Source organism: Sorangium sp. So ce302 (assembly GCF_051530145.1).
Lineage (GTDB): Bacteria > Myxococcota_A > Polyangia > Polyangiales > Polyangiaceae > Sorangium > Sorangium cellulosum_B.
Window position 1 is genome coordinate 3,107,688 of sequence record NZ_CP150326.1, and the last position, 25,479, is coordinate 3,133,166.

The window sequence follows — 25,479 nt, forward strand, 5'->3', positions numbered from 1 at the left end:
GCGATAGAGCAGGCGCGCTTTGCGTCGCCTCAGGGCAGTGGCCTGGCAGCGTTGGCTCTCTCGACGAGCTGTCGAGTCGCAGCGTCGACCTCTTCGATCGTCGCAGCGTCGACCTCTTCGATCGTCATGGAGGCCCACGCTACCCTGTTCGACGTTGGAACCTCGGTGATCCCGGGTGAGCTCGGCCTGGCGCGCTCTGTTCCGCGCCCCGCGTCGCGGCCCCGGAGCTTGGCCGAGCGACCGGCCGGTGGTACCAGGGCACGATGGACGTGAGAGCTGGGGCGCCCTCCCGGGATCCTGCGCGCACGGCGCTGCTGATCATCGACATGCAGAACGACTTCCTCGCGGAGGGCGGCGCGTTCTCGAAGCGCCACTGCGATCCGCACCAGCTCGCGCAGACCGTGGCCTGGCTCGCGCGCGCGGCGCGAGCGCAGGGGCGGGTCGTGGTGTGGGTGACCTCGGCCTACGGCGAGATCGACGCGGCGCCGGACGCGCTCCGCGGGCAGACGCACACCGGCAGCGCGTGCTGCGCCCGCGGCACGTGGGGCGCCGAGCTGTTCCCCGCGCTCGTCCCGGTGCGCGCCGAGCGCCCCGCGGGGACCGCGGAATGGCACGTCGAGAAGCGCTGGTATTCGGCGTTTCGCGACACCGAGCTGCACGCCCGGCTGGCGCAGGCGGGCGTGACCGCCGTGGTCCTGTGCGGCGTCGCGACCAACGTGTGTGTCCTCGCCGCGGCCCGCGACGCGCGCCGGCTCGGCTATGACGTCGACATCCTCGGGGACGCGACAGCGGCGGGGACCGCGGGCAAACACGCCGTGGCGCTGCGCGAGATCGAGGGTCTCGGCGGCCGGCGCCGCAGCTGGGCCGACCTGCTCTCCGACGGACCCGGGCCCGTGCACATCGCCGGCATCGGCGCGGGCGAGACGGCGCTGTGGTGCGGCGCCCTCGACAAGCGCCTCGCCGGGGACGCCGGCGCCTTCGCCGCCGTCGAGCGCGAGGTCGCCTGGACGACGATGCGCCACCGCGGAGGGGAGGTGCCCCGCCTGGTCGCCATCCAGGGCGAGCGCTCGCCCGACGGCGCCATGCCGCTCTATCGACACCCGGTCGACGAGCAGCCCGAGCTCTGCCCCTTCACCCCCGCCGTCGACCGCATTCGCAGGGAGGTCGAGCGCCGCGTCGGACATCCGCTCAACCATTGCCTGCTCCAGCTCTACCGCACGGGGCGCGACTGGATCAGCGAGCACTCCGACAAGACGCTCGACCTCGTGCGCCCGTCGTTCATCGTCAATGTCTCGCTCGGACGACAGCGCACCATGGTGCTCCGGCCCAAGCGCGTCGAGGACGGGGATGCCATCCAGAAGGTCCCTCTGCCGCACGGCTCGCTGCTCGTCATGGACCTGGAGACGAACCGCCGATTCTATCACGCCATTCGCCAGGAGGGGGACACGGAGGGTGAGGGCGGCGGCCCGACGCCGCCATCGCGCATCTCGCTGACGTTCCGGCACATCGGCACGTTTCACGATCCGGCGACCGGGGCTGTCTGGGGCGTCGGCGCGCCCGCGTCCGAGCGCGCCGACGCCGAGGCGCGCGCCCGAGCCCGATCCGCGGTCCCCGAGCCGGAGCGCGAGGCGGAGGAGCGCGGCGAGGCAGAGCGGATGTTGCAGCTCTTCCGCGCCGAGAACATCGACCCCACCTTCGATGTCGCCGCGTACCGCCCCGGCTTCGAGGCGCTCAATTTTCGCACGCTCCGCGCGTCGCAGGAGCCCGGGGGCGACCGATGAGCGCGCGGCGCGCGGTGTATTTCGTGAACGGCTCGATCTCGAGCTGGCGCGTCCTGATGGCGGCTCACGAGAAGGGACTCGCCTTCGAGCCGCGCCGCCTGCGCGTGATGCGGGAGCCCCGCGAGACGCGCACCCCGGAGTTCCTGGCCCTCAACCCGCGCGGCCAGGCCCCGGTGCTCGTGGAGCCCGACGGCACCGTCGTGAACGAGTCGCTGGCCATCCTGACGTACCTCGAGCTGCGGTATCCCGACCCGCCGCTCCTCCCGCCGCTCGCCGAGCCCGGCGCGCTCGCCTTCGCGCAGGAGTCCGAGGCCACGGCGTGTGTCTACGACCCGCTGGAGGGCCTCTTCGAGGCCGGCCCGGAGCCCGTGTCGCCGGACCGGCGAGCAGCCATCCTGGGCGCGCTCTCTGGCGTGGAGCGAGAGCTCGCGCTGTGGGATGCGCGGGCCCAGAAGACGCGGTTCATCGCGTCGGACGCATTCACGCTCGCGGACTGCGCGCTCTACCCGGTGCTCGCCTACATGCAGCGGCGCGGGCTGTCGCTCGCCGGTTATCCGGCGCTCGACGCCTACGAGCGCCGCGTGCGCGGTCGCCCCGCGGCGGTTGCCTCGTACCCCGAGGGCTGGTCCCACGACCGGGCGCGCCCCGACCTGTTCGCGCAGGCGCGTGCGGTCGCCGCCGCGACGTAACGCGGCCGCCCCGCTGGCCGTTGTGTGAACGCGGCACGTCATCCGGGCTGAAGTTGGCCATTATCACTGAACCTTCCAGAGCCGTCATTCGACCGGGACTCATCGGACAGGATCGACCGCCGTCCGTTGCGCGGTGAGCTGAATAGTTGCACCACCCTGTGCTTGACATGAAAGCGCCTTTGGACGTCTCATTGCGCCGCGATCCCAGCTGCCGTTCCGGTGAGTGCAAATCCAACCGATGAACGTTGATTATGCTCGCTCCAGGAGGTCCATCCATGCGAACGCTTGCCACTCGAGCCGCCCGCGCTGCCCTCGGTCTCTGCCTCACCGCCGCTGCCTGCGGGCAGTCCGAGCCGAACCTCTCCGGGCAAGGAGGTGCGGGCGGCGGCTCGGACGGCTCGGGCGGCGAGAGCGCGACCAGCAGCGGCGACACGACGTCGAGCTCCAGCTCGGGCAGCGGCACGGCGTCGAGCTCCAGCTCGAGCGGCGGCACGACATCGAGCTCCAGCTCGGGCACGGGTCCGGACGACACCCCTGTCGAGAACGCGAGCGCCGATTGCGAGGTCGCCGCCCTGCTGGAAGCGAGCGCTCTACCCAAGGTCTCCAAGTTGCCCAACCCGTTCACGAAGCTCGACGGAACCAGCGTTTCCACGAAAGCAGAATGGCACTGCCGGAGGCAGGAGATACGCAAACAAGCTGAGAAGTACATCTACGGCGAGAAGCCGACGCCTGACGTGGTGACCGGCACCGTCACCGAGAACAAGATCTCCGTGCACGTGGAAGCCCAGGGCAAGAAGATCGACTTCAGCGCCGACATCGTGCTGCCCTCCAAGGGGGAAGCGCCCTTCCCCGCGATCATCAACGTGGGCGGGAAAGGCGGGTTCGGCGGCATCACGCTAGGTGAAAGCCGCATCCTGGAACAAGGTGTCGCCGTCATCTACTACAACCACAATGAGATCGGCAGGGAGGGCACAGCGGAGCAATCCAGAGGAAAACCCAACCCGGGGAAGTTCTATGATATCTACGGCGGTGATCACTCGGCAGGCCTCTTGATGGCATGGGCCTGGGGCGCCAGTCGGATCCTCGACGTCATCCAGGCGTCGGGAGGCGACATCATCGATCCGACCGGGATCGGCGTCACGGGATGCTCGCGCAACGGCAAGGGAGCATTTGCCATCGGCGTCTTCGATGATCGGATCGCCTTGACGATCCCCCACGAGACGAGCACCGCCGGTGTCCCGGCCTACCGCATCGCCGACGTGCTGGGCAAGGAGCGGACGGACCACAACTACTTCGGGCTGAACTGGCTCAGCAACAATTTCGAGCCATTCGTCTTCAAGAACAATGCCTCGAACGCCGTCAAGCTCCCGATCGACACCCACGCCCTGATCGCGATGATGGCGCCGCGCGGCCTGCTCGTCCTCGAGAACCCGCACCAGGCTCAGATGGGCGCCCCCGCCGGTCATACGGCGACAGCGGCCGGAGCGGCGGTCTACAAGGCGCTGGGCGTCGAGAAGAATGTCAGCTACCACTCGAAGGTCGCCGAGACGGCGCATTGCTCTTACAAGAACGAATACACCGATCTCCTCGCCAAGAATATCGCCAGGTTTCTGAAGCACGAGGGCGAGGCGCCCGGAGAATTCGTCGTGGGCTCGGGCGGCTCCCTCAGCATGGCGGACTGGGTGGACTGGCAAGCCCCAGCGCTGGAATGATGGCGCTGTTTCGGGGAGCGCGGCGATAGGAGACGCCGGCATCGACGCGGAGGCTGCGTTCTGGCCCGCGCTCCTGGATCTCATGAAGGCGGACGCCCCTCGAGGAGATCTTGATGGCGTACGCGAGGAGGAAGAACCGGGCCACGGAACGAGGCATGGATCTGCGGGACAGCGGCGAGCGCAGGTTGTTCCCCGTGGCCGCGGCCGGGCAGCGCGGGGTCGTCCCCGCTTCACCCATCGGGCGAACCAGCCGGGTCAAATGATGGAACCGCGAAGTCGCCATAGAGCGCCAGGATTTCGTGATTCTATTGGCGTCCGTGGCGGCTTGGCGGTTCAAAAGACCCCACCTTCGGCCAAAGTAGCCCTCCTCCCCAAGGGCATCCCGCGTGGGGCTCACCGCCCGCGCGTGCGCCCGAGCAGCGAGCGCAGGATCTCCTCTGCATGCGTCCACAGCAGCGAGCCTCCCGCCTCCGGAAGCACGCGCCTCTCTGCCGCGCGCAGCCGCCCGGCGAGCGACGCCCCGAAGTCCGGTGAGTGCACCGTGCTCGTGTCCCGCGCGCCGTACCACAGGTCGACCGGCGCGCGGATGCTCCCCGGATCGAACGGCCACGGGCTCATCGTCAGCACCGTGTCGCGCGCGTAGCCGGCCGGCCCCTGAGAGAACGCCTCATCCATCGCGCGCCGGTAAGCGCGCTCGAACACCGGGGCGGTGTACACCGCGCGGTCGACGTCCGCGAGCGTCGAGAGGACGAAGCTCCACATCGCCTCGGCGCTGAACCCGCCGAAGAACGCCTCCGCGCGCGCAGGGTCGGTCGCCACCAGCTCCACGAGCCGCCGCACGTCGGGCGCCAGCGCATCGGCGAACACCGGATTCGCCAGCTCATCGGTCCCCGCGACAACGGCCACGCCAGCCACGACGCTGGCCGCCGCGCAGGCCAGGGCGAACGGCGCGCCCGCCGAGAACCCGACGGCCGCCACGCCGGACAGCTGCCGCGCCTCGAGGAAGCGCCGGATGTCCTGCGCCCAGTCGCCGAGCGTGCGGCCCGGGGCCTGGTCCGACGCCCCGAGCCCCGGGCGATCCACGGAGATCAGCCGCACGCCGAGCCCGTCGACGACATCGCCCCCGAACCCCATCGACCGGCTCGTGGCGCCGCCAGGGCAGAGCAGCACGGGGATGCCGCCCTCCGGTCCCCACTCCGCCCAGCCCAGCCGCCGGCCGTCTGGAAGCGCCGTCTCCCCGAGCCGGACCGGCTCCACCACGCCGCTGATCATGGCCCCAAGGTAGTTGACCTGCACCGAGGATGCCAGGCGCTCCACGCGTGTCGGGAAGGCGCCGAGATCGAGGACGGATACCCGCGTGCGATGCGTCGCCCCATCCGTTTATCGGCTCCAGCCCCCGGCGGGGCTCAAGGGACGCCGGAACCAGCAGCGCTCCTGCGGAACGTTGCTCCTGAACAGCAGCTCGTCCGGCGGAGCCTCCCTCTCTCGAGGAGACTCGCGACGCTGCTCGACGGTGCGCGGTCAGGGGTGGATGTTGAGCTCGTAAACGCCGGATTCATCGATCGCGCCGTCGACCACGATGACGATGCTCTGCCCTGCGTCGAGCGACACCGTGACCTCCGACGTGAACAGGTGCAGGTCCTCCCCGAGCACGTCGTCGCTGCACGCGATCTCCTCGCCATAACAGTCCCCGTCGAAGACGGCGAGCACGGTGTCGTAGTCGGAGCCGACCGTATCGATCGTGTACGTCCCCGCCTCCGGCGCGGTGAACAGGTAGGCCACCTCAGGCGCGTCGATGCCGCCGCAGCTCGCGTCCACCTTGGCGAGGCTCCCCTTGGTCGTCCCCGTCGCGGTCTGGGAGGCGAGGGGCGCGAGCTCGATGGGCTTATCGCACGTGCCGGTGCCGTCGAACAGGTCCACGTTGAGCATGTAGTCGCCCTCCGCGCCGTGGCTGTCGACGCTGATCAGGGCGGTCTGGCCGGCGTCGAGCCACACGAGCTTGCTCGAGTCCCTGCTATCGTTGACGCAGGCCATCTCGTCGCCTTCGCACCCGCCGTCGCGGACGGACAGGATCGTATCGATCGTGGAACCCACGGTGTTCATGCGGTAGAAGCCATCTGCAGGCGCGGTGAAGCTGTACGTCGCCTCGCCGCCGGGCACCGAGGCGCAGGAGGGCGCCAGGAGATCGGGATAACCCTCGGTGCTGCCCGTGACCGACTGCGGGACCACGGCGTCGAGCGCGAAGAGAGGGCACTGCGGCGCCTCCCGCTGGGTGATGTTGAGCGTGTAATCGCCGCTCGTCGACGCGCTGTCCACGGAGACGATCACCGTCTGGCCGGCGGAGAGGAACAGGCTCGCCCGCGAGTGGGTGACGACCCCCGCCGGGTCCACGTTGTCATTGCACCTGAGCGAGGGGCCAGAGCACGAGCCGTCCAGCACCTCCAGGACCGTATCGAGCGCCGAGCCGTCCGTGTCGAAGATGTAGAGCGCGTCGGCCGGGGCGGTGAAGCGATAGGTCGCCTCGGGGGCCCCGCGAGAGGCGCAGTCCGGCGCGAGGTGATCGGCGAGATCCGCGGTCGTGCCCGTGACCGTCTGCGGCACCGTCGAGCCGAGATCGATGAGCGGGCACCGCACCTCGTCGACCTCGAGCCGGTAGTCGCCCGTCGGGCCAGCGGTGTCCACCACGAGGATGACCGTCTCGCCGGCCGCGAGCGAGAGCGTGATGAGCGCCGGCTCGAACAGGCCGTCGACGCACGCGATGAGATCGCCGGCGCACGAGGCGTGGCGCGCCTCCATGAGGACGGGGAAGCTCGAGCCGGTCGCGTCGAACGTGTAGATGCCCTCGCGCGGCGCGGTGAAGCCGTAGGTCGCCTCGCCCCCGGTCGAGAAGGTCGCGCAGGCCGAGATCAGGTTGCGGAGGTGCTCGTTGTTCCCGGTCACCGTCTGCGGCAGGGTCGCGCCGATCTGGACGCCCGGGCACGGAGGGGCCTCGACGATCTCCAGCGTGAAGCTCGCCAGCGGGCCGGCCGGATCCGCCACCGCGACGAGCACCGTCTGACCGGCCTCGAGCGTCGCGAACGCGTTCGACTCGCCGGCGCCGTAGCGGCAGTAGAGCGAGCGGCCCGTGCACGTGCCGCCGTCGCGGACCTCGACGATCAGGTCCGACGGGGCGCGCCCGCTGAACACGTACGTGCCGTCCGACGGGGCCGTGAACGTGTACGTGGCGTCCGGGGTCGCGCTGATGTCGCAGTCGGCGGACACCGTGTCCTCGCGCAAGACAGTCGTGCCCGTCACCGTCTGCGGGACGACGGGATCGAGGGCGGTCGGCGCGCACTGGACCGGCCCGGGCTCGGCCACGCGGAGCGTGAAGTCGCCCTGCGCGCCGCGCGCGCCGCTCACCACCACGAGGATGCGCTCGCCCTCGGCGAGATCGACGGAGATCTGCGACTGGACGCTCCCCGCGTTGTCGTTGCAGGCCAGCTCCTCGCACGTGTCCGCCCGCAGCGCGCCGAGCGCCGTGTCGTACGAGGCCTCGAAGGTGTCGAACAGGTACGTCCCCGCGTGAGGCGCCGTGAACAGGAACGCCTGATCGACCGCGCCAGGCTCCGAGCAGGTCAGCCAGCGGCCGTCGTCGGCGCCGATCGTCGTGCCGCTCACCCGCTGCGGGACGGCGGAGCCGATGTCCTGGGAGGGCTCCGCGCTGCACGCGCAGGTGCCGCCCTCGCAGGGGCGCCCGGGGTCGCAGGCGCGATCGCACCGGCCGCAGTGCTGCGGATCTGCGGCGAGGTCCACGCAGCTGCCGGCGCAGTCGGTGAGGCCCGGGAGGCAGGTCTGCCGGCAGACGGATCCGGAGCACGCGCGGCCAGGCGGGCACGGCGCGCCGCACTTGCCGCAATGGTCCGGGTCGGTGCGCGTGTCGACGCACTCGTCGCCGCAGCGCTTCACGTAGCGGCTCTCGCGGCACTCCGATGGCCCGCCTCCGTCACCGCCACCGCCGTCACCGCCGCCGCCACCCTCACCGCCGGTCCCCAGCGGCTCGCAGGCGCCCTGCAAGCACGCCTCCCCGGCCGGACATTGCTGGCCGCACGCGCCGCAGTGCTCCGGATCGGCGTGCAGCGCCACGCAGGCCCCGCCGCAGACCGAGTAGGGAGCCTCGCAGCGCGGCGCCGGGGCGTCGTCGTCGCCGCCGCACGCAGACGCCGCCGAAAGGAGCGCGGCAGGCAGCCAGAGCGCGCCCCTCGAGAGCGCGCGCCCGAAGCGAAATCCGTGTCTGTTCATCGACATCCCCCTGCGGCACGCGCCGTCGACGCGCGCGAGCCGGCGGAGAATGCGAGCGCCTCTCCGACGTTCGGCTCCCGGGCTCCGCGCTGGTCGTTAATGGCTGACGTGGCCGCTCCGCTCATCCGACCCTGCCACCGAGGCCTCGCTGCGCCGGCCGGCGACCCGACGGCACCTCGGCCGGGTAGGCCGCTGCCCGATCGTGCCTCACGTCGCGAAGCGAGGTCAAGGCGCGCCGTCCGGCAGGCTCTTCGGGAGGGCGAGCCCGCGCCAGGTAGAGAGCGACAACCGCGCCACCCCTTGCTAGAACCGCCCGCATGTCGCGGCCCGCGCGCCCTGAAGTCCTCGCTCCCGCCGGTGATCGCGCCGCCATGGAAGCCGCCGTGCGCGGCGGGGCCGATGCCGTTTACTTCGGCCTCCGGGGGGGAGCCGCGGGCGGCGGCGCGGCGTCGCCCTTCAACGCCCGCGCGCGGGCCGCGAACTTCGACGCGGCGGAGCTCGAGGAGGCGGTGCGCTTCCTCCACGCCCACGGCGTGAAGGGCTACGTCACCCTGAACACGCTGGTGTTCGACGACGAGCTCCCGGCGGTCCGCGGCGCGATCGAGGCGTGCGCCGCGGCCGGCGTCGACGCGGTCATCGTCCAGGACCTCGGGGTGATGCGCCTCGCGCGGGCGCTCGCGCCCGGGCTCCCGATCCACGCCTCCACGCAGATGACCTGCACCGACGCGGCCGGCGTCGAGCTCGCGCGATCGCTCGGCGCCGCGCGCGTCATCCTCGCCCGGGAGCTCTCGCTCGACGACATCGCCGCCATCCGCCGGGCGACCGACGTCGAGCTCGAGGTGTTCGTCCACGGCGCGCTCTGCATCGCCTACTCGGGGCAGTGCCTGACGAGCGAGGCCATCGGCGGCCGCAGCGCCAACCGCGGCGCCTGCGCCCAGGCCTGCCGCCTGCCGTACCGCCTCGTCGTCGACGGCGCGCTGCGCGACCTCGGCGACGCGGCCTACCTCCTGTCGCCGGAGGACCTCGACGCCACCGACGTCATCCCCGACCTCATCTCGCTGGGCGTCGCCTCGGTGAAGATCGAGGGGCGCCTCAAGGGCCCGGAGTACGTCGGCGCGACCGCGCGGCTCTACCGCGCCGCGATCGACGCGGCGCTGGGCGAGGGGGCGGGCCCCGGGGCCACGGACCGGGAGGCGGCGCTCCAGGCGTTCTCGCGGGGCTCGGGCCCCGGCTTCCTGCGCGGCGTCGACCACCAGCGCCTGGTCGACGGCCGCACCTGCGATCACCGCGGCATCGAGGTCGGCGAGGCGCGCGGCGCCGCGCGCCGGCGCGGCCACGAGGTCGTGGTCGTCCGCGCCGCCCGGCCGCTCGCGCGCGGCGAGGGGATCCTCGTGGAGGGCGGGTTTGCCGGCGAGGGCGAGATCGGCGGCCGCATCTGGGGCCTGTGGGTCGCTGGCCGCGAGGTCGAGCGCGCGCCGGCGGGGGGCGACGTCGAGGTGTGGCTCGGCCCGGACCGGCGGCTGCCGGAGGACGTGCTGAGCGGCGCGCGGGGGCTGCGCGGGCGCCGGGTCTTTCGCACGAGCGACCCCGTCGCCACGCGCGCGGTCCGCGAGGCGCTCGACCGCGCCCCGCGCCGGGTGGCGATCGACGTCCGCCTCGAGGGCCGCCTCGGCGAGCGCCCGCGGCTCTCGGCGGCGGCGGAGGGCGGGGCGTCGGCCTCGGTCGAGGTCGACGCCCCGCTCGGCCGCGCCGATCGATCGCCGCTCGACGAGGCCACGCTGCGGAAGCAGCTGGATCGGCTGGGCGACACGCCGTTCGCCCTGCGCGGCGTCGGGCTGTCGCTCGATGGGCCTGCGCTCGTGCCGCCGTCGGCGCTCAACCGCGCGCGCCGGGCGCTCGTCGCGGCGCTGATCGAGGCGTCGCACCGCCCCCATCCGTCGGCGCCGCTCTCGGCCGAGGGGCTCGTCGCCGGGGTCGCTCCGCCGGACGCGCCGCCGCCGGCGCCGGGCCTCTTCGTGCTGTGCCGCAACGTGGCGCAGGCGCGGGCGGCGCTCGACGCCGGCGCGAGCGGCGTCTACCTCGATTTCCTGGAGATGGTCGGCCTCGGCGCCGCGGCGCGCGAGCTGATGGCGGCCGGGGCCTCCGTCGGGGTGGCGCCGCCGCGGATCCGCAAGCCGGGCGAGGAGAAGATCGACCGGTACCTGCTCTCGCTCGGGCCGGCGGCGATCCTGGTCCGCAGCCTCGGCGCGCTGCTCGACGCCACGCCGGGCGTGCCCCGGATCGGCGATTTCTCGCTGAACGTCACGAACAAGCTGGCCGCGCGCGAGGTGCTCTCGCGGGGGCTCGCCGCGTTCACGCCGTCGTTCGACCTCGACGCCGCCCAGCTCGAGTCGCTGCTGGACTCGCCGTTCGGGCGGTTCGCCGAGGTGGTGGTGCACCACCCGATGCCGCTCTTCCACATGGAGCACTGCGTGATCGCGGCGACGCTGTCCGAGGGCAAGGATCACCTCACCTGCGGCCGCCCGTGCGAGCAGCACGCGCTGTCGCTGCGGGACCGGGCGGGCATGGATCACCCGCTCGAGGCGGACGTGGGGTGTCGGAACACGGTGTTCCACGCGGCGCCGCAGAGCGCGGCGCACCTCGTGCCGAGGCTCGCGAGCTGCGGCGTGCGGCGGTTCCGGATCGAGCTGGTGCGGGAGGACGCCGAGGGGGCGCGGCGGGTGGTGGAGGCGTACCGGCGGCTGCTCGCCGGGGAGGTGGCGCCGGCCGAGGTCGCGCGCGGGCTGCGGGCCGAGGGGAGCTACGGGGTGGTGCGGGGGTCGCTGCGCGTGCTGCAGGCGTGAGGGGGAGCCACCACCGAGGCGAGCGCCTCGTCGGCCAAGCGTATCCCTGGTTTTCTGCGAGGAGACCTCGTTGCCCGTCGCTCGAAGCACAGCGGGATCGACCGGCTCCGCATGCACCCCTCTAGCGCGGGGCGGTTGGTGAGGGGGCCGTCCTCGCTCGAACGATGGTGGACCTCCCTGACCACTGCTCCTCCCAGCTCTCGTGGACAGTCTGACGACACCGCCATCCTCTCCGCCGCGGGCTTCCGGCGCGCCAGAAGGCATGGTACGCAGAAACCATGGATATGGCTCCTCTTGCCGCGGTCCTCTCGCGGGTGTGTACGAGTTTCCGATATGCAGTCGCGCTCGCACCTGGGGCGCCGGCAGACTACGAGGTCGCCGCCGAGCTCTGTGTGCCGCAGGAGAGCCCGCGGGACACGGTGCTGCTCACCGTGCACGGCGCCACGTACTCGAGCGTGTACTGGGATTTCCCGTACCAGCCGGAGCATTATTCGTTCGTGCGCTACGCCAATGCGGCTGGTTATGCCACGCTGAACTTCGACCGCATTGGCACCGGAGACAGCGACCGGCCGCTCTCCCTTCAGGTCACACCGACCGCGCAGGCCTATGTTCACCATCAGCTCGCGGAGGCGCTTCGGAGCGGCGAGCTCGGGCACGCATGGAGCCGGGTGGTGCTCGTCGGCCACTCGCTGGGATCTATCATTTCCGTCCAGCAGGCTGCGACGTACCACGACGTGGATGGCGTCGTGGCCACGGGGTTCTTGCACACCTACGGCCCCGGCTTGCCGCAGCTGCTCCTGAACGTCTATCCGGCCACGCTCGACCCGAGCTTCGCGGGCTCCGGCCTCGACCTCGGCTACTTGACGACGCAGCCGGGCACCCGCGGCCCGACGTTCTATTACCTCCCGAACGCGGATCCGGCGGTGATCGCGCTGGACGAAGCGACCAAGGGGCTCGGCACGTCCGGCGAGCTCGCCGAGTTCGCGCTGGTCAACACCGCGCTCACGAGCCTCCAGGTCGACGCGCCGGTGCTCACCGTCGTGGGACGGCACGACACGATATTCTGCGGGATCGCGCCGTGCGGTACCCTGCTTGGCGGGACCACGCTGGAGCCGGCCGCCTACTCGCCGGCCGCGGAGCTCGAGATCGTGGTCGTGCCCAACTCGGGCCACGATCTGAACCTCCAGATCAACGCGCCCACCGCGTACGCTGCCATCCGCGGCTGGCTCGACGAGCGCTTCCCGCCGCTCGGGGACTAGGTCTTTCACCCCACCCCTCTCCTGGAAGAGCGCGCTGTGTCAACTCCCCCGATGGCTCACACGCATACCGCCGCGCCTCCGACCATGGGCTCGCCACGTGGAGGCGCTCGCTTCATTTCACTTGGCACCGCAGGAGCTCTGAGCAGCCGCGGAAGCGATTACGTCCTTTTCGTCGTCGGTGATCAGCTCGCTTTCGACGAATTCCTCTGCGGCGTGTGCCACACACGACACATACGCGCCGTGGTTCTTCCAGGGATCGTCGCAAGGGCAGAGCTGGGCGATCGAGCAGCCGTCCGCATCCACCACATCCCCGGCCTCGGTGTCCAAGCAAAGATCTTGGGTCAAATCTCCCACGCCGTCGCCATCTTCGTCGAGCTCAAGGCGCACGATGAATTGTATGTCATCGAAGTCCCCATCGCCTCCACCGAACAGGTCCTCGAATCCGATGTAAAATTCATCACCGATCGGAGTGCTCAACGCCTTAACGAATGCGTGCACGAGGCCGTCCGGGTTGCGTGAGCCCGGCCCCGAGTAGAAAACGTCGCCGGTGTTGGTCACCTCGATGAAAAATATGAGCTCGGAGCCGCTCGGGAAGGCGCCGATGTTCACGATGTTGCCGACCGGAGTGACGTTGCCAGTGGCGAAGTAGATCGGAGATGTGGGAGGATAGGACGTGTCAACGAATACATTGGAGTTGAAGCCTGCGGTTCCGTTGCAGAATTTGGTTTGAACCGCAGCGTCGTAGGTCAGTATGAGCGTCGCGCCGACGTCATCGGTTTCGATGGTAGGCATGCCGCATTCATTCGTGACGTCTGCGCTGGCGGCGCCGCTGAACAAAAGAAACGCTGTGAGCGCACCGAACGATTGCGATCTCATGGTTCTCCCCCTCCGTAAAAAGACGGCTCGCCAGATAATAGCGATTCGCCGAGGCAGTGGCTTAGCTCATAACGCGCGCCGGTCCAAGTGGAATTTGCGCGAAGCTGTAACGGTGTGCGAGGCGGAATCGCGCCATGACAATCCGCAACTCGAAACCCGCGCTGGGCAGATCCCTGGCCGAATCCATGCGGTCTGCGATGGAAGCGCCATGGCGGTCCATTGGTTGAACTCGACGGGCAAGGCGCCTTGGAGGTGCGGTGAGCAGAGCAGGGTGCGAGGCAGCCCCGAGAGCCCGGACGGTCGTGGGGGTGATATCGTGGTGCGTTGTCACGATCGCGGCTGGCCGGTCGATCACTGATCCAGACACACGTGAGTGACCATGACGGAGTGGCTCAGAAGCAGCATCCTTCTGCTTCGACGTGCGTAGGGCGACTAGGGCGCAGAGATCTTCCCCATCCGACCGGCCAGTTCGTCGACGTCAAGATCACCAACAAAAGCTGCCCAACACCATCAGCCCGACGGTCGGCTGCACCAGCGGCCAGGGAGGCCCGCTCGACGACTTCGGCGACGAGAGCCTCGCAGGCGGGCTCGTCGATCCGATCCTCGCTTGAGGGAGGGGATACCCGAACCTTCGGACGGCGCTCCTGACACGACGTCAGCGGCCATGATCGGAGCGTCATGGTCGGTCGTCTCCTCGTCGGCCACCCCCGCTCGCTTCTCGCGCTGGCATGGGAGTTGCTGAGTTCCGCCGGCATGAAAACATGGAGTGTGGTGGCGCTGGGGTGTTGGTTGCTCGCTGGCTGCAGCGGTCCCGATTTCGATGAAAACCGCGCGAAGTGGCGTGCAGACCGGCCAGAGGAGTATGTCATCTCGATCTGCGGCACCGGCATCGCCCCCGGCTGCACGCTCGCCGCGGTCTCCGGTGATACCGTCGTCGCAGCCGCTCATAGCGGGTTCGTCGCTCCGCACAGCGATTGGACGTTCGTTGAAGCGCCCGAGCAAGCGGATCCGGTGGAAGCCCTGTTCGACCGAGCAGAGCGCGAGAGCGAGAGCTGCGAGCTCCGCAACATTCGCTTCGACGACCGCTACGGCTACGTGGCGGACTACTATCACAACTGCGGTACAGAAGGGAGCGGCGAGGAAGTCACCTGCTTCCAGGCCGACACGAGCGACGTGACGCGCTGCGCGGAGTGAACGCACGGCGAACACCGGTCAACAGACCGAGCTGTCCGGCCTGGCGCCGCGCCGTGCGCTCGGCTCTGCGGAGCGGCCTCGGACCCCCGGCCGCCATTTTCAACCCAGCAGATAGCCCGTAGAGTCCCCTGACATGCGGGCGCGAAGATCGGCAGGGGGCAGGGCTCTTCTTCTTGTTCTTGTGGTCGCCGCCGGTGCAGCGAGCCCCGCCGGATGCGGCGGGGAGGACGGCGCAGCGGTCAGCATGGCAGGGAGCGGCGGCGCAGGCACGAGCGGCGCAGGCGCGAGCGGCGCAGGCACCCCTGGCGCCGGGCCGGGTAGCGGCCCCGCCGGCGGCGGAGGCGATGGCGGCGGCGGGGCCGGCGGCCCCGCGGCGCTCTGTCCGCCGCTGCCGCCGCCGAGCGGAAACGTCATCGAGGTCGGCCCCTCGCAGGCCGGAGAGCTCCAGGGCATCGCGCAGAGCGCGGAGACCGGTGATTCGATCGTGCTCCTCGACGGAACGTACGATCTGAACGGCTCCTACCTCCGGTTCGCCTCGCCGGGGGTGACGCTCCGCTCGAAGAGCGGCAATCGGGAGAAGGTCATCCTGGATGGGGGCTATGCGAGCGCTGAAATCGTGCAGATCGTCGCCTCGGACGTGACGATCGCCGACGTGACGCTCGCGCGGGCATACAACCACCCGATTCACGTCATCGGCGGCGACGCCGGCGACACCAAGGGCACGCAGATCTACAACGTCCGCGTGATCGACCCCGGCCAGCAGGGCATTAAGGTGAACGCAGGCGCAGACCAGGCGACGTTCGCCGACGAGGGCGTCATCGCCTGCTCGCACGTCGAGCTCACCGACGAGGGGCGCTCGCACGTGAGCGACTGCTACACCGGCGGCGTGGACATCCACAGGGCCCGCGGCTGGCGGATTCACGACAACACCATCGCGGGCTTCTGGTGCGACTCCGGGCTGTCCGAGCACGCAATCCACGTCTGGACAGGGAGCCGTGATACGATCGTCGAGCGGAACGCGATCCGGGATTGCGCGCGGGGAGTGGGCCTCGGCCTCGGCGAGACGACCGAGGGGCGGACGTACGCGGACGACCCGTGCCCCGGCGCCTCGACCCTTGGCCATGTCGGAGGGGTCGTCCGGAACAACACGGTCTTCGCGGGGAGCGCCGCGCTGTTCGCGTCGCAGTCGGGCTTCGACTCGGGGATCGCGATAGAGCAGGCGTGCGGCGCGCGCGTGCTTCACAACACGGTCGTGTCGACGCAGGCACCCTTCTCATCGATCGAGTGGCGGTTCAGCAACACCAGCGCGACGATCACCAACAACCTCGTGAGCCATCAGCTGAGGGAGCGCGACGGAGCGAAGGCGACGCTCGCTGGCAACCTGGAGATGGCGCCTGCCTCCCTGCTCGCGGGCGCCCAGGGAGGCGATTTGCATCTGGCCGCGGGGCAGGATGGGGCCATCGACAAAGGCGTGGCCGTATCGGCGGGAGAGGTCGCCGACGACATCGACGGCGAACCCCGGAGCGGCGCGTACGATGTCGGCGCCGACGAGCTTCCTGGCACGCAATGACATGCCTGCTCCGGGCGTGCACGGCGCCCGCCTCGCCGGCTCTCAGCACGACGACCGACACCGGGGGCGCGTCGGCGCGCCGCTCGTCGCCCGCCATGCGCTCTACCAGCGGGGGCGACGAGCGGCGGTCCGATCAGAACACGAGCACCTCGCCGCCTGACGCGAGCTGGCACGCGCCGTCCTGGGGATCACCGCCGGTGCGGAGGATCTCGGACGGCTCCGGCTCGCGGTAGACGCCGGAGAGCGCGATGTCGACCATGCGCAGGATCGCGCGATCGAGCTTGGTGACGAAATAGCAGGGGATCGTCGGCTCCTTGTGCGCCCCGCCAACCCCGGAGTCCTCCGTCAGGAAGAGGTATCGGCCGCCCGTGAGCTGCGCGGCAGAGCGCATGCTGAGCTCGGTGAGCTCATCCACGCCGCTCGACGCGACGGGATAGACAGCCACCCCGAGGTCCTTGAGGGCTCGTATCCCGCTCGCCATCGCCGCGGCGTTGTTCTCGTGGTGGGGCGCGTCCGCGACCCAGAAGGCGAGGCGCGCGGTGTCGCCGCCCGTGCGCCAGGAGAGGTCGGCCGCCTTGGAGAGCGCCATGTCCGGCGCCTCCGGGAAGTCGCCGCCGCCGCCGGCTGCCTGCTCGGCGAGCTTCTCCTGGAACTCGTCGGGATCGGAGCGGAAGTCGAACCACCGGACGATGTAGTCGTCCTCGGTGTCCTTGTACAGGACGAGCGACCAGCGCTGCTGGGCGTTCGGGTACCTGGCGAAGATGGAGTCGGAGAGCGCGATGAACTCCGTCTGGAGATACGTGATCTCGTCGCCCATGCTGCCGGTCGTGTCGATGACGAGCGAGACGTCGAGCGTCTCCTTTTTTCCTGGAGGCGCCGCGAAGAGGCTGTGCGCGGCCTGGTGGTCGGCCTCGGTGAAGGGCAGGACGCCCGGGAGCTGCTGCGAATAGAGCGTGCTCCGGTACGAGAGGAAGAAGTCGAAGTTGCGGTTGTCGTCCCAGACGCCCGCGGTGAGCGTGCCAGCCTCGACGCTGCTTCCGCCGCCTGCGCCGCCTGCGCCGCCTGCGCCTCCGCCGCCTCCTGTGCCCAGGCTTCCGCCGGGGGAGCCCTCGCTCGGAGGATCGCTTCCATCCGACACACCTCCCGAAGCGGCTGAGCCGACCGCAGCGCCTGAGCCGAAGCTCGCATCGGGGACAGCGCCGGAGTCAGCGCCGGCGCCCCTCCCCGGGATCTCGCCGTCGCCGCCCTCTGCTGAGCTCGATCCGCCCGAGCACGCTCCCAGCGCGAAAAGGCCTCCCACCATGAAAGCGAAGCGGAAACGGGTGTGCATCGGGATCTCCTCGGCCGCCAGGGTCGTCACGCGCCGACGTCGGACGCGGCCGGGGAGGCTGCAATGCACGGCGCGTACCGGGTCATGGCCGAGTGATTTCATGTACTTACGTGGCTACACGAGGTGCGTTCTGTGCCAAGGCGCGCCGGAGCGCGCCGAGGAGCAGCAGGCGCGCGCCCTCGGGATCGCCGCCGAGGTTGTGGGTGATGTCGCCACGCCGGGGACCTGCTCCCCGCTGTAGACCCCGCAGAAACTACTTCTGCTGCCACGGCTTGCGGAACTCCGGATCTCGGCTGAACCCTTCTCGGTCCAGATGACCGATCACTCCATGACCGTCTTGCGCCTTGAGCAGCGGAGTTGCTGATCTGCTGCTTCCCAGGCAGCAGCGGCGTGCAGCGTCGGCGACTTGGTCTGGGAGATGGGATTGCCGATGATGGCGTGGCGGTCGGCCATCCGGCTCCTGGCAGAACGGGTCGAGGCGGGGCCCCGAAGACGACGTGTGAACGTTCACATAACCGATGTCAACTCGAAACGACCGCCAGCGACCGTCCTTGTGCCCCCATGGCAGACAGGTCTCCTCCGGAGCGCCGCGTCAACGGGGGCGGGCATCGGGCCGCCGTCGGCGATGATCGCGGCAAGGCGCCCGCGCCTCTTGCCGCGGCGCTCTGGAGGAGCCGCCGCCAGCCTCGTGCTCCCTCGGGCTCGGGAACCTTGCGGACCGGTCGATTGGAATTGACGCTGCCCATGTGATCGTTCACATTACCGCCCAGGGGTATCCTTGTTGCTACGCCTTGCTCGGGTCACCACGCGTACCGAGGCATTCTTCGTCTGATCGATTTTTGCACCAGCTCCGTTCGCTCGGTCGTCGCGGAGGCGATCGCCGGACGATGGGGATTGGCATGGCCGAGGGGGCTCCACAAGAGAACACCGCATCCCGCGCTTGTTCGGCGGCTGTCGTGAAATCTCGAGTGCTGTTCACCGGAGATGATTCCTTCAAAGATCCGGCGGTGCTGGCGACGCTGCCGGATGACAACCGTCGGCGGCGTGATCTATGTTGAAGAGCATGAACCCACAAAACCACGTGTCACGGAGGATGTTCCTGGCCATCCTGGGCTCGGCGTCCGTCGTCGCCGGCTGCTCCCGCGAGGAGAGCGACGCCGCGCGCGCCGCCCAGACGCCGGCGCCTGGCGCCGATACCGCGGGGCGGAAGCCGAAGAAGCTGACCGAGATCGTCGTCGGCTTCTCGCAGACGGGCGCCGAGAGCTCCTGGAGGATCGCGCACAGCAAGTCGATCCAGGCGGAGGCGGAGAAGCGCCACGTGCAGCTCCTCTTCGCAGACGGTCAGAACGTGCACAACAACCAGGTCAACGCCGTCAACGGGTTCATCACCAAGGGCGTCGACGTCATCGTCATTGCGCCGCAAGAATCCGTGGGCTGGAAGCCCACATTGAAGGAGGCCAAGCGCGCCGGGATCCCGGTGGTGCTCACGAGCCGGGGCGTGGACGCGGAGGAAGATCTGTACGAGACGGTGATGGTCGCGGATTTCGTCTGGGAGGGGCGCCGGGCAGGGGAGTGGCTCGCAAAGCAGACGAACGGCAACGCGCGGATCATCGAGCTCGTGGGCACGCCGGCGGCGGACGTGGCGGTGATGCGCAAGACCGGCTTCGCCGAGGCCATCGCGAAGCATCCGGACATGAAGATCATCGCGAGCCAGAGCGGTGACTTCACGCGCACCAAGGGAAAAACGGTGATGGAGACGCTGCTCTCGGCCCACAAGGGCGAGATCAACGCCGTCTACGCTCACAACGACGACATGGCGCTCGGGGCGATCCAGGCGATCCAGGCGGCAGGGTTGAAGCCCGGGCAGGATATCCTGGTGATATCGATCGACGCCGTGAAGCCGGCGTTCGAGGCCATGATGGAGGGGAAGCTGAACGCGACGGTCGAGTGCAACCCCATGCACGGCCCCCTGCTCTTCGACACGATCGACAAGATCGTGCGTGGTGAGAAGGTGCCGAAGCGCACGATCGTCCCTGGCCAGATCTTCGAACGCGAGCAGGCAGCGACGGCCATCGGCTCGCGGCCCTACTGAGGGAAGGCCTTGCTCTCTGTCGAGGGCCTCAGCAAGTCCTTCCCCGGCGTTCGCGCGCTGCACGACGTGCACGTCGAAGCGCGCGCCGGCGAGATCCAGGCGTTGATGGGGGAGAACGGAGCCGGCAAGTCGACGCTGATCAAGCTGCTCACCGGCGTCTATCCTCCCGACGCCGGGACCTTGCGCCTCGGCGGTGCGGTGATCCGGCCGACCTCTCCCCGCCACGCGGAATCGCTGGGGATCAGCGCGGTGCACCAGGAAATCAGCCTGATCCCGCACCTTTCGATCGCGGACAACATCATGCTGGGCCGGCAGCCTCGGCGCTTCGGCCTGATCGACGGGCGCGCTGTCCGCGCGAAGGCTCGTCAGGCCCTCGCGCGCCTCTCGCTGGACCTCGACGTGTCGCGATCGGTGGCGGCGCTGCCCACCGCGCTGCAGCAGATGGTCGCGATCGCCCGCGCGCTCGCCGTGGACGCGCGGATCCTGATCCTGGATGAACCCACCTCCAGCCTGGATGAAGCGGAGACGCTGCGGCTCTTCGACGTGATGCAGAGGCTGAAGGCCCAGGGGTTGGCGATCCTCTTCGTGACTCACTTCCTGGATCAAGTCTACGCGGTCAGCGATACGATCACGGTGCTCAGGAATGGCTGCTTGGTCGGGCAGTACGCGAGCAGCGCGCTGCCTCGCCTGGAGCTCGTTCAGGCGATGCTGGGCGTCGAGCTCGGCGCGAAAGGCAGCGCCGCGCCAGGCGGCTCCGCCGGTCCGGGAGGGGCGGCGAGCGCCGCGGAGCCGGCGCTCGCCGCGCGCGGCCTCGAGAGAACGGGGGTCATCGGGCCGATCGAGCTCGCGCTGCGGCCCGGCGAGGTGGTGGGGCTGGCGGGGCTGCTCGGCTCTGGCCGGAGCGAGACCGCCAGGATGCTCTTCGGGATCGAGCCCGCCGATCGCGGTGAGCTCGCGGTGAACGGACGTGCGACCGAGATCAAGACGCCACGGCACGCGATCCGGGCCGGCCTCGCGTACTGCCCGGAAGACCGCAAGGTGGATGGCATCATCCCGAACCTCTCCGTGCGAGAGAACCTCGTGCTCGCCTTGCAGGCCTCCCAGGGGGCGCTGCGGGTGCTCCCGCGCCACGAGCGGGATCGTCTGGTCCAGCACTACATCAAGGCCCTGAGCATCAAGACGCCGTCCCCCGAGACGCCCGTCAAGCTGCTGTCGGGCGGCAATCAGCAGAAGGTGCTGCTCGCGCGCTGGATGGCCATGCAGCCACGGATCATGCTGCTCGACGAGCCCACGCGCGGCGTGGACATCGGCGCCAAGCTGGAGATCGAGGCGCTGGTGAGGTCGCTCAGCGAGAAGGGGGTCGCCACGGTCTTGATCTCGTCGGAGCTCGAGGAGATCGCGCGCAACTGCTCCAGGGTGGTGGTCTTGAGAGACCGCAAGCAGCAGGGCGAGCTCGCAGGGGAGTCCGTGACGCCTTCGTCCATCATCCAGGCTATCGCCCATCAGAAGGAGACGCCGCCCGATGCTTGAGAAGATCACGGAAGCGGCGCGCACGAACGCCACCCCCACGGGCATCGGGATCCTCCTCTTCATCGGGTGCGCGGGCGCTCTGCTGCTCATGCGCGGGCGCCGCGAGGCCTGGCCTTTGCTCGGCCTCCTGGCGCTCCTTCTGTTCAATTCCGTCCTGTCCAAGAATTTCTTCTCCATCGTCGAGCGCGACGGGGCTTATTACGGGACGCCCATCAACCTGCTCAACCAGGGCTCGGAGGTGATGCTCCTCGCGATCGGCCTGACCCTGGTGATCGCCGTCAGGGGCATCGACCTGTCGGTCGGCTCGGTCATGGCGCTGTCCGGGGCCACCTGCGTGATCCTGATGAAGGAGGCTCACTGCGGGCCGCTCCTGGCTGCGTTCTTGTCCCTCGCCGTCGCCGGCGGCGTCGGTCTGTTCAACGGCGCGCTGGTGACGGCGCTGAACATCCAGCCCATCATCGTGACCTTGATCAGCATGGTCGGTGTCCGCGGCGTCGCCATGCTCATCACCCGCGCCGAGCCCGTGACGCACACGGATGCGACGTTTGCGTTCATCGGCAACGGTCATGTCGGTGGCTTGCCCTTCTCCATGGTGCTTGTGGCCGCCGTGTTCGTCGTCGCCGCGCTGCTCTGCCGGAGGACGGCGCTCGGTCTGTTCATGGAAGCGATCGGCGACAACGAGCGGGCGAGCCGGCTCGCAGGCGTCGGCGACCGCCGCATCAAGCTCTGGTTGTACGGCTTTTCGGGCCTGTGCGCCGGCATCGCCGGGCTCGTGGCCGCCTCGTACATCTCCACGGCCGACCCCGATCGCGTGGGGCGCCTGCGGGAGCTGGACGCCATTTTCGCCGCGGTGATCGGCGGTACGGCGCTCACCGGCGGGCGCTTCTATCTGGGGGGCACCCTGATAGGAGCGTTGTTGATCCAAACGCTCTCCACCACGATGTACATCCAGCATGTCCCCTCGGAGATCGAGCCGATGCCCAAGGCCGGCGTGATGCTGCTCAGCTGTCTGCTGGTTTCGGAGGAGTCGCGCCGGCGGCTCGTCGAGCTGCTCGGGCTCAAGCGGTGGCAGTAGCGATGCTCAGCTGGGATCGGCGGGATCTGCCGCTCATGGTGACCGCGGTCCTCCTGATCGCGCTCTACTCGGGGGTGCTGGTCTGTTACGACACGGCGCGTAGCCTGCGTTTCCTTGTCGACCTGATCAAGGGGAACGCGGCGATGGGCCTCTGCGCGGTGGGCATGACCTTCGTCATCCTGTCGGGGGGGATCGACCTCTCGGTCGGCTCCGTCGTCGCGCTCACGACCGTGCTCGTCGGTACGCTGGTGGCCGGTGGTTGCCACCCGCTGTTGGCGTTCTGTATCGGCCTCGCGGTGTCGGTCGCGTTCGGCGCCATGACGGGGCACCTGATCCATCGTTTCTCTCTGCCCCCGTTCCTGGTGACGCTCGCGGGCATGTTCTTCGCCCGCGGCGCGGCGTTCCTCGTCAGCATGCAGCCGATCGGCATCGATCACCCTGTGCTGGACTGGATCGTCGATGAGCTCGGCTTCGCGCTGACGATCCCGGGCCTGGACCGAACCTGGGTCCCGGCGACGGCGCTCTTGTTCCTGGTCGTCCTCGTGCTCGGCGTGATCCTCGGCCGTAGCACGAGCTTCGGCCGGAACGTCCTGGCCATCGGCGGGGACAGGCAGGCGGCGCTGCTCATGGGGGTGCCGCTGGGCGCCACGACGGTGGGTCTGTACGCGTTGTGCGGCTTGTGCGCGGGCCTCGGCGGGGTCACGACGGCGCTGATCGACAGCGCCGGAAAGCCGAACATCGGCGCCGGCCTGGAGCTCGAGGCCATCGCCTCGGTGGTGATCGGCGGAACGCTGCTGACCGGGGGGGCTGGCAGCGTCGTCGGCACCGTGATGGGCGTGATGATCACGGGCATCGTGCGGGCGGTGATCAACCTGGATGGACGGCTGCCGTCGCCCTGGCACCACATCAGCATCGGGCTGCTGCTGCTCGTCTTCATCGTCATGCAGCAGGTACTGATCCGCTCGGCCCCCGCAGCCAGGGGGGTGGAGTACGGTCGTCATTGATGAATGTGGAGAGCGAGGAGCGATAGAATGAACGAGACCAAGCGAATTCTGGTCACCGGGGCGGCGGGCAAGGTCGGCCAGGCATTCATCCGCAGGTTCCTGTCGAACCCCGCGTTCGAGGGGTGGAAGGTCCGTGCGCTGTGCCACAACCGCATGCTGGAGCGGTCGGCGCGCGTCGAGGTGCTGCGTGGGGCCATCGAGGACAGGACCGTCGTCAACGAGGCGATGGAGGGGGTGAGCCACGTGCTGCACCTGGCGACCAGCAAGGAGACCCCCGAGAGCATCATGGACGTGGCCGTCAAAGGCATGTTCTGGCTGCTGGAGGCCTGCCGCGCCAGCCCTGCGTTCGAGCAATTCATCCTGGTCGGGGGCGACGCCGGGATGGGCCACTTCTTTTATCCGCACCCCGTCCCCGTCACGGAGGCGCAGCGGCACAGCGCCTACCCGGGCTGTTACGCGCTGTCCAAGGTGCTCGAGGAGGTCATGCTCGAGCAGTACTATATTCAATATGAGCTCAACGGATGCTGCCTGCGCGCGCCGTGGATCATGGAGAAAGACGACTTCAAGGCGCAGCTATCCTTCGGTGACGACGTGTTCGGAGGGCCGAGGTGGCGCGATCTGGTCGGCGCCGAGGCGGCAGAGGGGTACGTCCGCTCGGGCGCCGTGCCGGTGATGCTCGACCGCCGCGGCGAGCCGGTGAAGCGTAACTTCGTGCATGTGGACGATCTGGTCACCGCGATCCAGAAGGCCATCAATCATGAGAAGGCTCGCCAGCAGACCTTCAACATCTGCATGGACGAGCCGGTGGACTACGGGGAGCTGGCGCGTTACCTGGAGGCGACGCGGGGCCTGCCGAGCGTGAGGGTGAAGACGCCGTTCCATTCGACTTGGCTGGACAACTCGAAGGCGAAGTTTCTGCTCGGCTGGCGGCCGCAGTACGATTTGGCGCGGCTCACGGACGCCGCCTTCGACCACGTGCGCGCGCCCGATGACCCGCGCGTCACCTGGTACCCTGGTTGATGGGCCCTGCCTCCCCGCGGCGGCCCGTTCCCGTGGCGGGCGAGCCTGGCGATCACGCCGACGCCGAGCTTCGCTGCTAGGGGACGGGCCCGCCTACAAGCACCGTCGCCCGGCGGCCCGGCGTGCGCGCGTAGGCCTCCACGACGGCCCGCCCCACGCTCGCCGCGCGCCCGCGCTTCACCAGGGCCACGATCGCGCCGCCGAAGCCGCCGCCGGTCAGCCGGGCGCCGAAGACGTCCGGCTGCGCCCGAGCGCTCTCCACCAGATCGTCGACCGCCGGCACGGACACCTCGAAATCGTCGCGCATCGACCGGTGGGACGCGTCGAAGAGCTCGCCCAGGCGGCCCAGATCCCCGGCGCGGAGCGCGGCCACGGCGGCGAGCACCCGGGCGTTCTCGGTCACGACGTGGCGCGCGCGCCGGTCGAGCGGCGCCGGCAGCGACGCGATGCGCGGCTCCACGGTCGCGTCGACGTCCCGGAGCTCCGGGACGCCGAGCGCCGCGGCCGCCCGCTCGCACTCCGCGCGCCGCGTCTTGTAGTCGCCGCTCGCGTGCTGGTGAGCCACCCCGGAGTCGACAACGAGCAGCTCGGCCTCCGCGGGCAGCGGGATGCGCTCGAACGCGAGCGTCCTCGTGTCGATGAAGAGCGCCGTGCTCTCGTCGGCGAGGCTCGCGGCCATCTGATCCATCGTCCCGACCGGCGCGCCCACGAAGTCGTGCTCCGCGGCGTGCGCGATGCGGGCGATCTCCACGTCGTCGATGGACAGGCCGAGCATCGACCGCAGGGCGCGGGCGAGCGCCACGAGCAGCGAGGCGCTCGATGACAGGCCGCTTCCGAGCGGTACTGTCGACTTGATCCTCGCGTCGAAGCCGGGGATCGATGCGCCACGGCTGCGGAGGACCGCGGTGATGCCCTGCACGTAGTCGAGCCACAGTCCGCGGCGCGCCTCCTCGCCGGCGCGGAACGAGAGCCGGGCGCCGCCGTCCACGTTCGCCGTCGCGACCTGGATGAGCCTGTCTTCCCGGGGCGCGAGCTCGACGCGCGTCTTCTGCGGGATCGCCGTCGGCAGCACGTAGCCGCCGCTGTAATCGGTGTGTTCGCCGATCAGGTTCACGCGCCCCGGCGCCTCGGCCAGGACCTTCGCCGGACGGCCGAAGACGACCTCGAAGCCATTCTCCTTCACCGTCATCGCGGCGCACCCATGTTCACGGGGCACAGGGAACCCA

Annotated in this window: 19 protein-coding genes; 13 read left to right on the forward strand and 6 right to left on the reverse strand. The window is 69.7% G+C overall.

The genetic code is table 11. From position 1 onward, the window contains the following. Positions 1-263: 263 nt before the first annotated feature. From WME73_RS12215 to WME73_RS12225, 3 genes are all read left to right on the forward strand, one after another. A complete protein-coding gene (locus WME73_RS12215; protein ID WP_437915811.1) occupies positions 264-1,781 on the forward strand; it encodes an isochorismatase family protein in 1,518 nt (505 codons plus the stop codon). Continuing rightward, a complete protein-coding gene (locus WME73_RS12220; RefSeq protein ID WP_437915812.1) occupies positions 1,778-2,470 on the forward strand; it encodes a glutathione S-transferase family protein in 693 nt (230 codons plus the stop codon). Before WME73_RS12215 ends, WME73_RS12220 begins: the two co-directional genes overlap by 4 nt. A gap of 275 nt (positions 2,471-2,745) precedes the next feature. Then, complete coding sequence (locus WME73_RS12225; protein WP_437915813.1) at positions 2,746-4,182, forward strand: glucuronyl esterase domain-containing protein; 1,437 nt, start codon at positions 2,746-2,748, stop codon at positions 4,180-4,182. A 393-nt stretch (positions 4,183-4,575) separates the two neighbouring features. Here WME73_RS12225 and WME73_RS12230 read toward each other — a convergent pair whose 3' ends face one another. Together WME73_RS12230 and WME73_RS12235 are read right to left on the reverse strand one after the other, a co-directional pair. Then, entirely contained in the window at positions 4,576-5,454 is an 879-nt protein-coding gene (locus WME73_RS12230; protein WP_437915814.1) for an alpha/beta fold hydrolase, read from the reverse strand. A gap of 249 nt (positions 5,455-5,703) precedes the next feature. Then, complete coding sequence (locus tag WME73_RS12235) at positions 5,704-8,460, reverse strand: MXAN_6577-like cysteine-rich protein (RefSeq protein WP_437915815.1); 2,757 nt, start codon at positions 8,458-8,460, stop codon at positions 5,704-5,706. Between the two features lie 317 nt (positions 8,461-8,777). Between WME73_RS12235 and WME73_RS12240 the strand changes: the two genes are divergently transcribed. Together WME73_RS12240 and WME73_RS12245 are read left to right on the forward strand one after the other, a co-directional pair. Continuing rightward, complete coding sequence (locus WME73_RS12240) at positions 8,778-11,303, forward strand: DUF3656 domain-containing U32 family peptidase (protein WP_437915816.1); 2,526 nt, start codon at positions 8,778-8,780, stop codon at positions 11,301-11,303. A 278-nt stretch (positions 11,304-11,581) separates the two neighbouring features. Then, positions 11,582-12,562, forward strand: a complete 981-nt coding sequence (locus WME73_RS12245) for an alpha/beta hydrolase (protein ID WP_437915817.1) — start codon at positions 11,582-11,584, stop codon at positions 12,560-12,562. Positions 12,563-12,679: 117 nt separating this feature from the next. Here the strand turns inward: WME73_RS12245 and WME73_RS12250 are convergent, their stop codons facing one another. Beyond that, complete coding sequence (locus WME73_RS12250; protein WP_437915818.1) at positions 12,680-13,438, reverse strand: DUF4114 domain-containing protein; 759 nt, start codon at positions 13,436-13,438, stop codon at positions 12,680-12,682. 678 nt (positions 13,439-14,116) lie between these two features. On the opposite strand from WME73_RS12250, the gene WME73_RS12255 reads away from it, so the two are divergent. Both WME73_RS12255 and WME73_RS12260 read left to right on the forward strand, forming a co-directional pair. Further along, positions 14,117-14,632: a hypothetical protein gene (locus WME73_RS12255; protein WP_437915819.1), complete on the forward strand. Its 516-nt coding sequence runs from the start codon at positions 14,117-14,119 to the stop codon at positions 14,630-14,632. 133 nt (positions 14,633-14,765) lie between these two features. After that, positions 14,766-16,202: a right-handed parallel beta-helix repeat-containing protein gene (locus tag WME73_RS12260; protein WP_437915820.1), complete on the forward strand. Its 1,437-nt coding sequence runs from the start codon at positions 14,766-14,768 to the stop codon at positions 16,200-16,202. Between the two features lie 133 nt (positions 16,203-16,335). Here the strand turns inward: WME73_RS12260 and WME73_RS12265 are convergent, their stop codons facing one another. Further along, positions 16,336-17,532, reverse strand: a complete 1,197-nt coding sequence (locus WME73_RS12265) for a vWA domain-containing protein (protein ID WP_437915821.1) — start codon at positions 17,530-17,532, stop codon at positions 16,336-16,338. A gap of 100 nt (positions 17,533-17,632) precedes the next feature. Here WME73_RS12265 and WME73_RS12270 point away from each other — a divergent pair, with 100 nt between their 5' ends. Next, on the forward strand, positions 17,633-17,773 hold the full coding sequence (locus WME73_RS12270; protein WP_437915822.1) for a hypothetical protein: 141 nt from the start codon (positions 17,633-17,635) through the stop codon (positions 17,771-17,773). Between the two features lie 80 nt (positions 17,774-17,853). Here the strand turns inward: WME73_RS12270 and WME73_RS12275 are convergent, their stop codons facing one another. Further along, positions 17,854-17,985 (reverse strand): hypothetical protein, encoded by a 132-nt coding sequence (locus WME73_RS12275; RefSeq protein WP_437745653.1) that lies wholly within the window; start codon positions 17,983-17,985, stop codon positions 17,854-17,856. Between the two features lie 610 nt (positions 17,986-18,595). Here WME73_RS12275 and WME73_RS12280 point away from each other — a divergent pair. The 5 genes from WME73_RS12280 (at position 18,596) to WME73_RS12300 (ending at position 24,253) form a co-directional block, all read left to right on the forward strand. Further along, on the forward strand, positions 18,596-19,624 hold the full coding sequence (locus WME73_RS12280) for an ABC transporter substrate-binding protein (RefSeq protein ID WP_437915823.1): 1,029 nt from the start codon (positions 18,596-18,598) through the stop codon (positions 19,622-19,624). A 9-nt stretch (positions 19,625-19,633) separates the two neighbouring features. Further along, positions 19,634-21,154 carry a sugar ABC transporter ATP-binding protein gene (locus WME73_RS12285; protein ID WP_437915824.1) on the forward strand — a complete coding sequence of 507 codons (1,521 nt, stop codon included), beginning with the start codon at positions 19,634-19,636 and terminating at the stop codon, positions 21,152-21,154. After that, positions 21,147-22,229, forward strand: coding sequence for an ABC transporter permease (locus tag WME73_RS12290; protein ID WP_437745656.1), 1,083 nt, complete (start codon positions 21,147-21,149; stop codon positions 22,227-22,229). The genes WME73_RS12285 and WME73_RS12290 overlap by 8 nt, the downstream gene beginning before the upstream one ends. 143 nt (positions 22,230-22,372) lie before the next feature. Then, the gene (locus tag WME73_RS12295; protein ID WP_437870755.1) at positions 22,373-23,233 is read left to right on the forward strand and encodes an ABC transporter permease subunit; all 861 of its coding nucleotides are present in this window, start codon (positions 22,373-22,375) and stop codon (positions 23,231-23,233) included. A 27-nt stretch (positions 23,234-23,260) separates the two neighbouring features. Next, a complete protein-coding gene (locus tag WME73_RS12300) occupies positions 23,261-24,253 on the forward strand; it encodes an NAD-dependent epimerase/dehydratase family protein (RefSeq protein WP_437745658.1) in 993 nt (330 codons plus the stop codon). 76 nt (positions 24,254-24,329) lie between these two features. On the opposite strand, the gene galK is transcribed toward WME73_RS12300, so the two are convergent. Then, positions 24,330-25,442, reverse strand: a complete 1,113-nt coding sequence (gene galK / locus WME73_RS12305) for a galactokinase (RefSeq protein WP_437745659.1) — start codon at positions 25,440-25,442, stop codon at positions 24,330-24,332. Positions 25,443-25,479 lie beyond the last annotated feature (37 nt).

Excerpts from the sequence above, each read along its gene's own strand:
- WME73_RS12215 (WP_437915811.1), top strand. The coding sequence starts at position 264 with ATGGACGTGAGAGCTGGGGCGCCCTCCCGGGATCCTGCGCGCACGGCG.
- WME73_RS12220 (WP_437915812.1), top strand. The coding sequence starts at position 1,778 with ATGAGCGCGCGGCGCGCGGTGTATTTCGTGAACGGCTCGATCTCGAGC.
- WME73_RS12225 (WP_437915813.1), top strand. The coding sequence starts at position 2,746 with ATGCGAACGCTTGCCACTCGAGCCGCCCGCGCTGCCCTCGGTCTCTGC.
- WME73_RS12230 (WP_437915814.1), bottom strand. The coding sequence starts at position 5,454 with ATGATCAGCGGCGTGGTGGAGCCGGTCCGGCTCGGGGAGACGGCGCTT.
- WME73_RS12235 (WP_437915815.1), bottom strand. The coding sequence starts at position 8,460 with ATGAACAGACACGGATTTCGCTTCGGGCGCGCGCTCTCGAGGGGCGCG.
- WME73_RS12240 (WP_437915816.1), top strand. The coding sequence starts at position 8,778 with ATGTCGCGGCCCGCGCGCCCTGAAGTCCTCGCTCCCGCCGGTGATCGC.
- WME73_RS12245 (WP_437915817.1), top strand. The coding sequence starts at position 11,582 with ATGGATATGGCTCCTCTTGCCGCGGTCCTCTCGCGGGTGTGTACGAGT.
- WME73_RS12250 (WP_437915818.1), bottom strand. The coding sequence starts at position 13,438 with ATGAGATCGCAATCGTTCGGTGCGCTCACAGCGTTTCTTTTGTTCAGC.
- WME73_RS12255 (WP_437915819.1), top strand. The coding sequence starts at position 14,117 with ATGGTCGGTCGTCTCCTCGTCGGCCACCCCCGCTCGCTTCTCGCGCTG.
- WME73_RS12260 (WP_437915820.1), top strand. The coding sequence starts at position 14,766 with ATGCGGGCGCGAAGATCGGCAGGGGGCAGGGCTCTTCTTCTTGTTCTT.
- WME73_RS12265 (WP_437915821.1), bottom strand. The coding sequence starts at position 17,532 with ATGCACACCCGTTTCCGCTTCGCTTTCATGGTGGGAGGCCTTTTCGCG.
- WME73_RS12270 (WP_437915822.1), top strand. The coding sequence starts at position 17,633 with ATGTACTTACGTGGCTACACGAGGTGCGTTCTGTGCCAAGGCGCGCCG.
- WME73_RS12275 (WP_437745653.1), bottom strand. The coding sequence starts at position 17,985 with ATGGCCGACCGCCACGCCATCATCGGCAATCCCATCTCCCAGACCAAG.
- WME73_RS12280 (WP_437915823.1), top strand. The coding sequence starts at position 18,596 with ATGAACCCACAAAACCACGTGTCACGGAGGATGTTCCTGGCCATCCTG.
- WME73_RS12290 (WP_437745656.1), top strand. The coding sequence starts at position 21,147 with ATGCTTGAGAAGATCACGGAAGCGGCGCGCACGAACGCCACCCCCACG.
- WME73_RS12295 (WP_437870755.1), top strand. The coding sequence starts at position 22,373 with ATGGGCCTCTGCGCGGTGGGCATGACCTTCGTCATCCTGTCGGGGGGG.
- WME73_RS12300 (WP_437745658.1), top strand. The coding sequence starts at position 23,261 with ATGAACGAGACCAAGCGAATTCTGGTCACCGGGGCGGCGGGCAAGGTC.
- galK (WP_437745659.1), bottom strand. The coding sequence starts at position 25,442 with ATGACGGTGAAGGAGAATGGCTTCGAGGTCGTCTTCGGCCGTCCGGCG.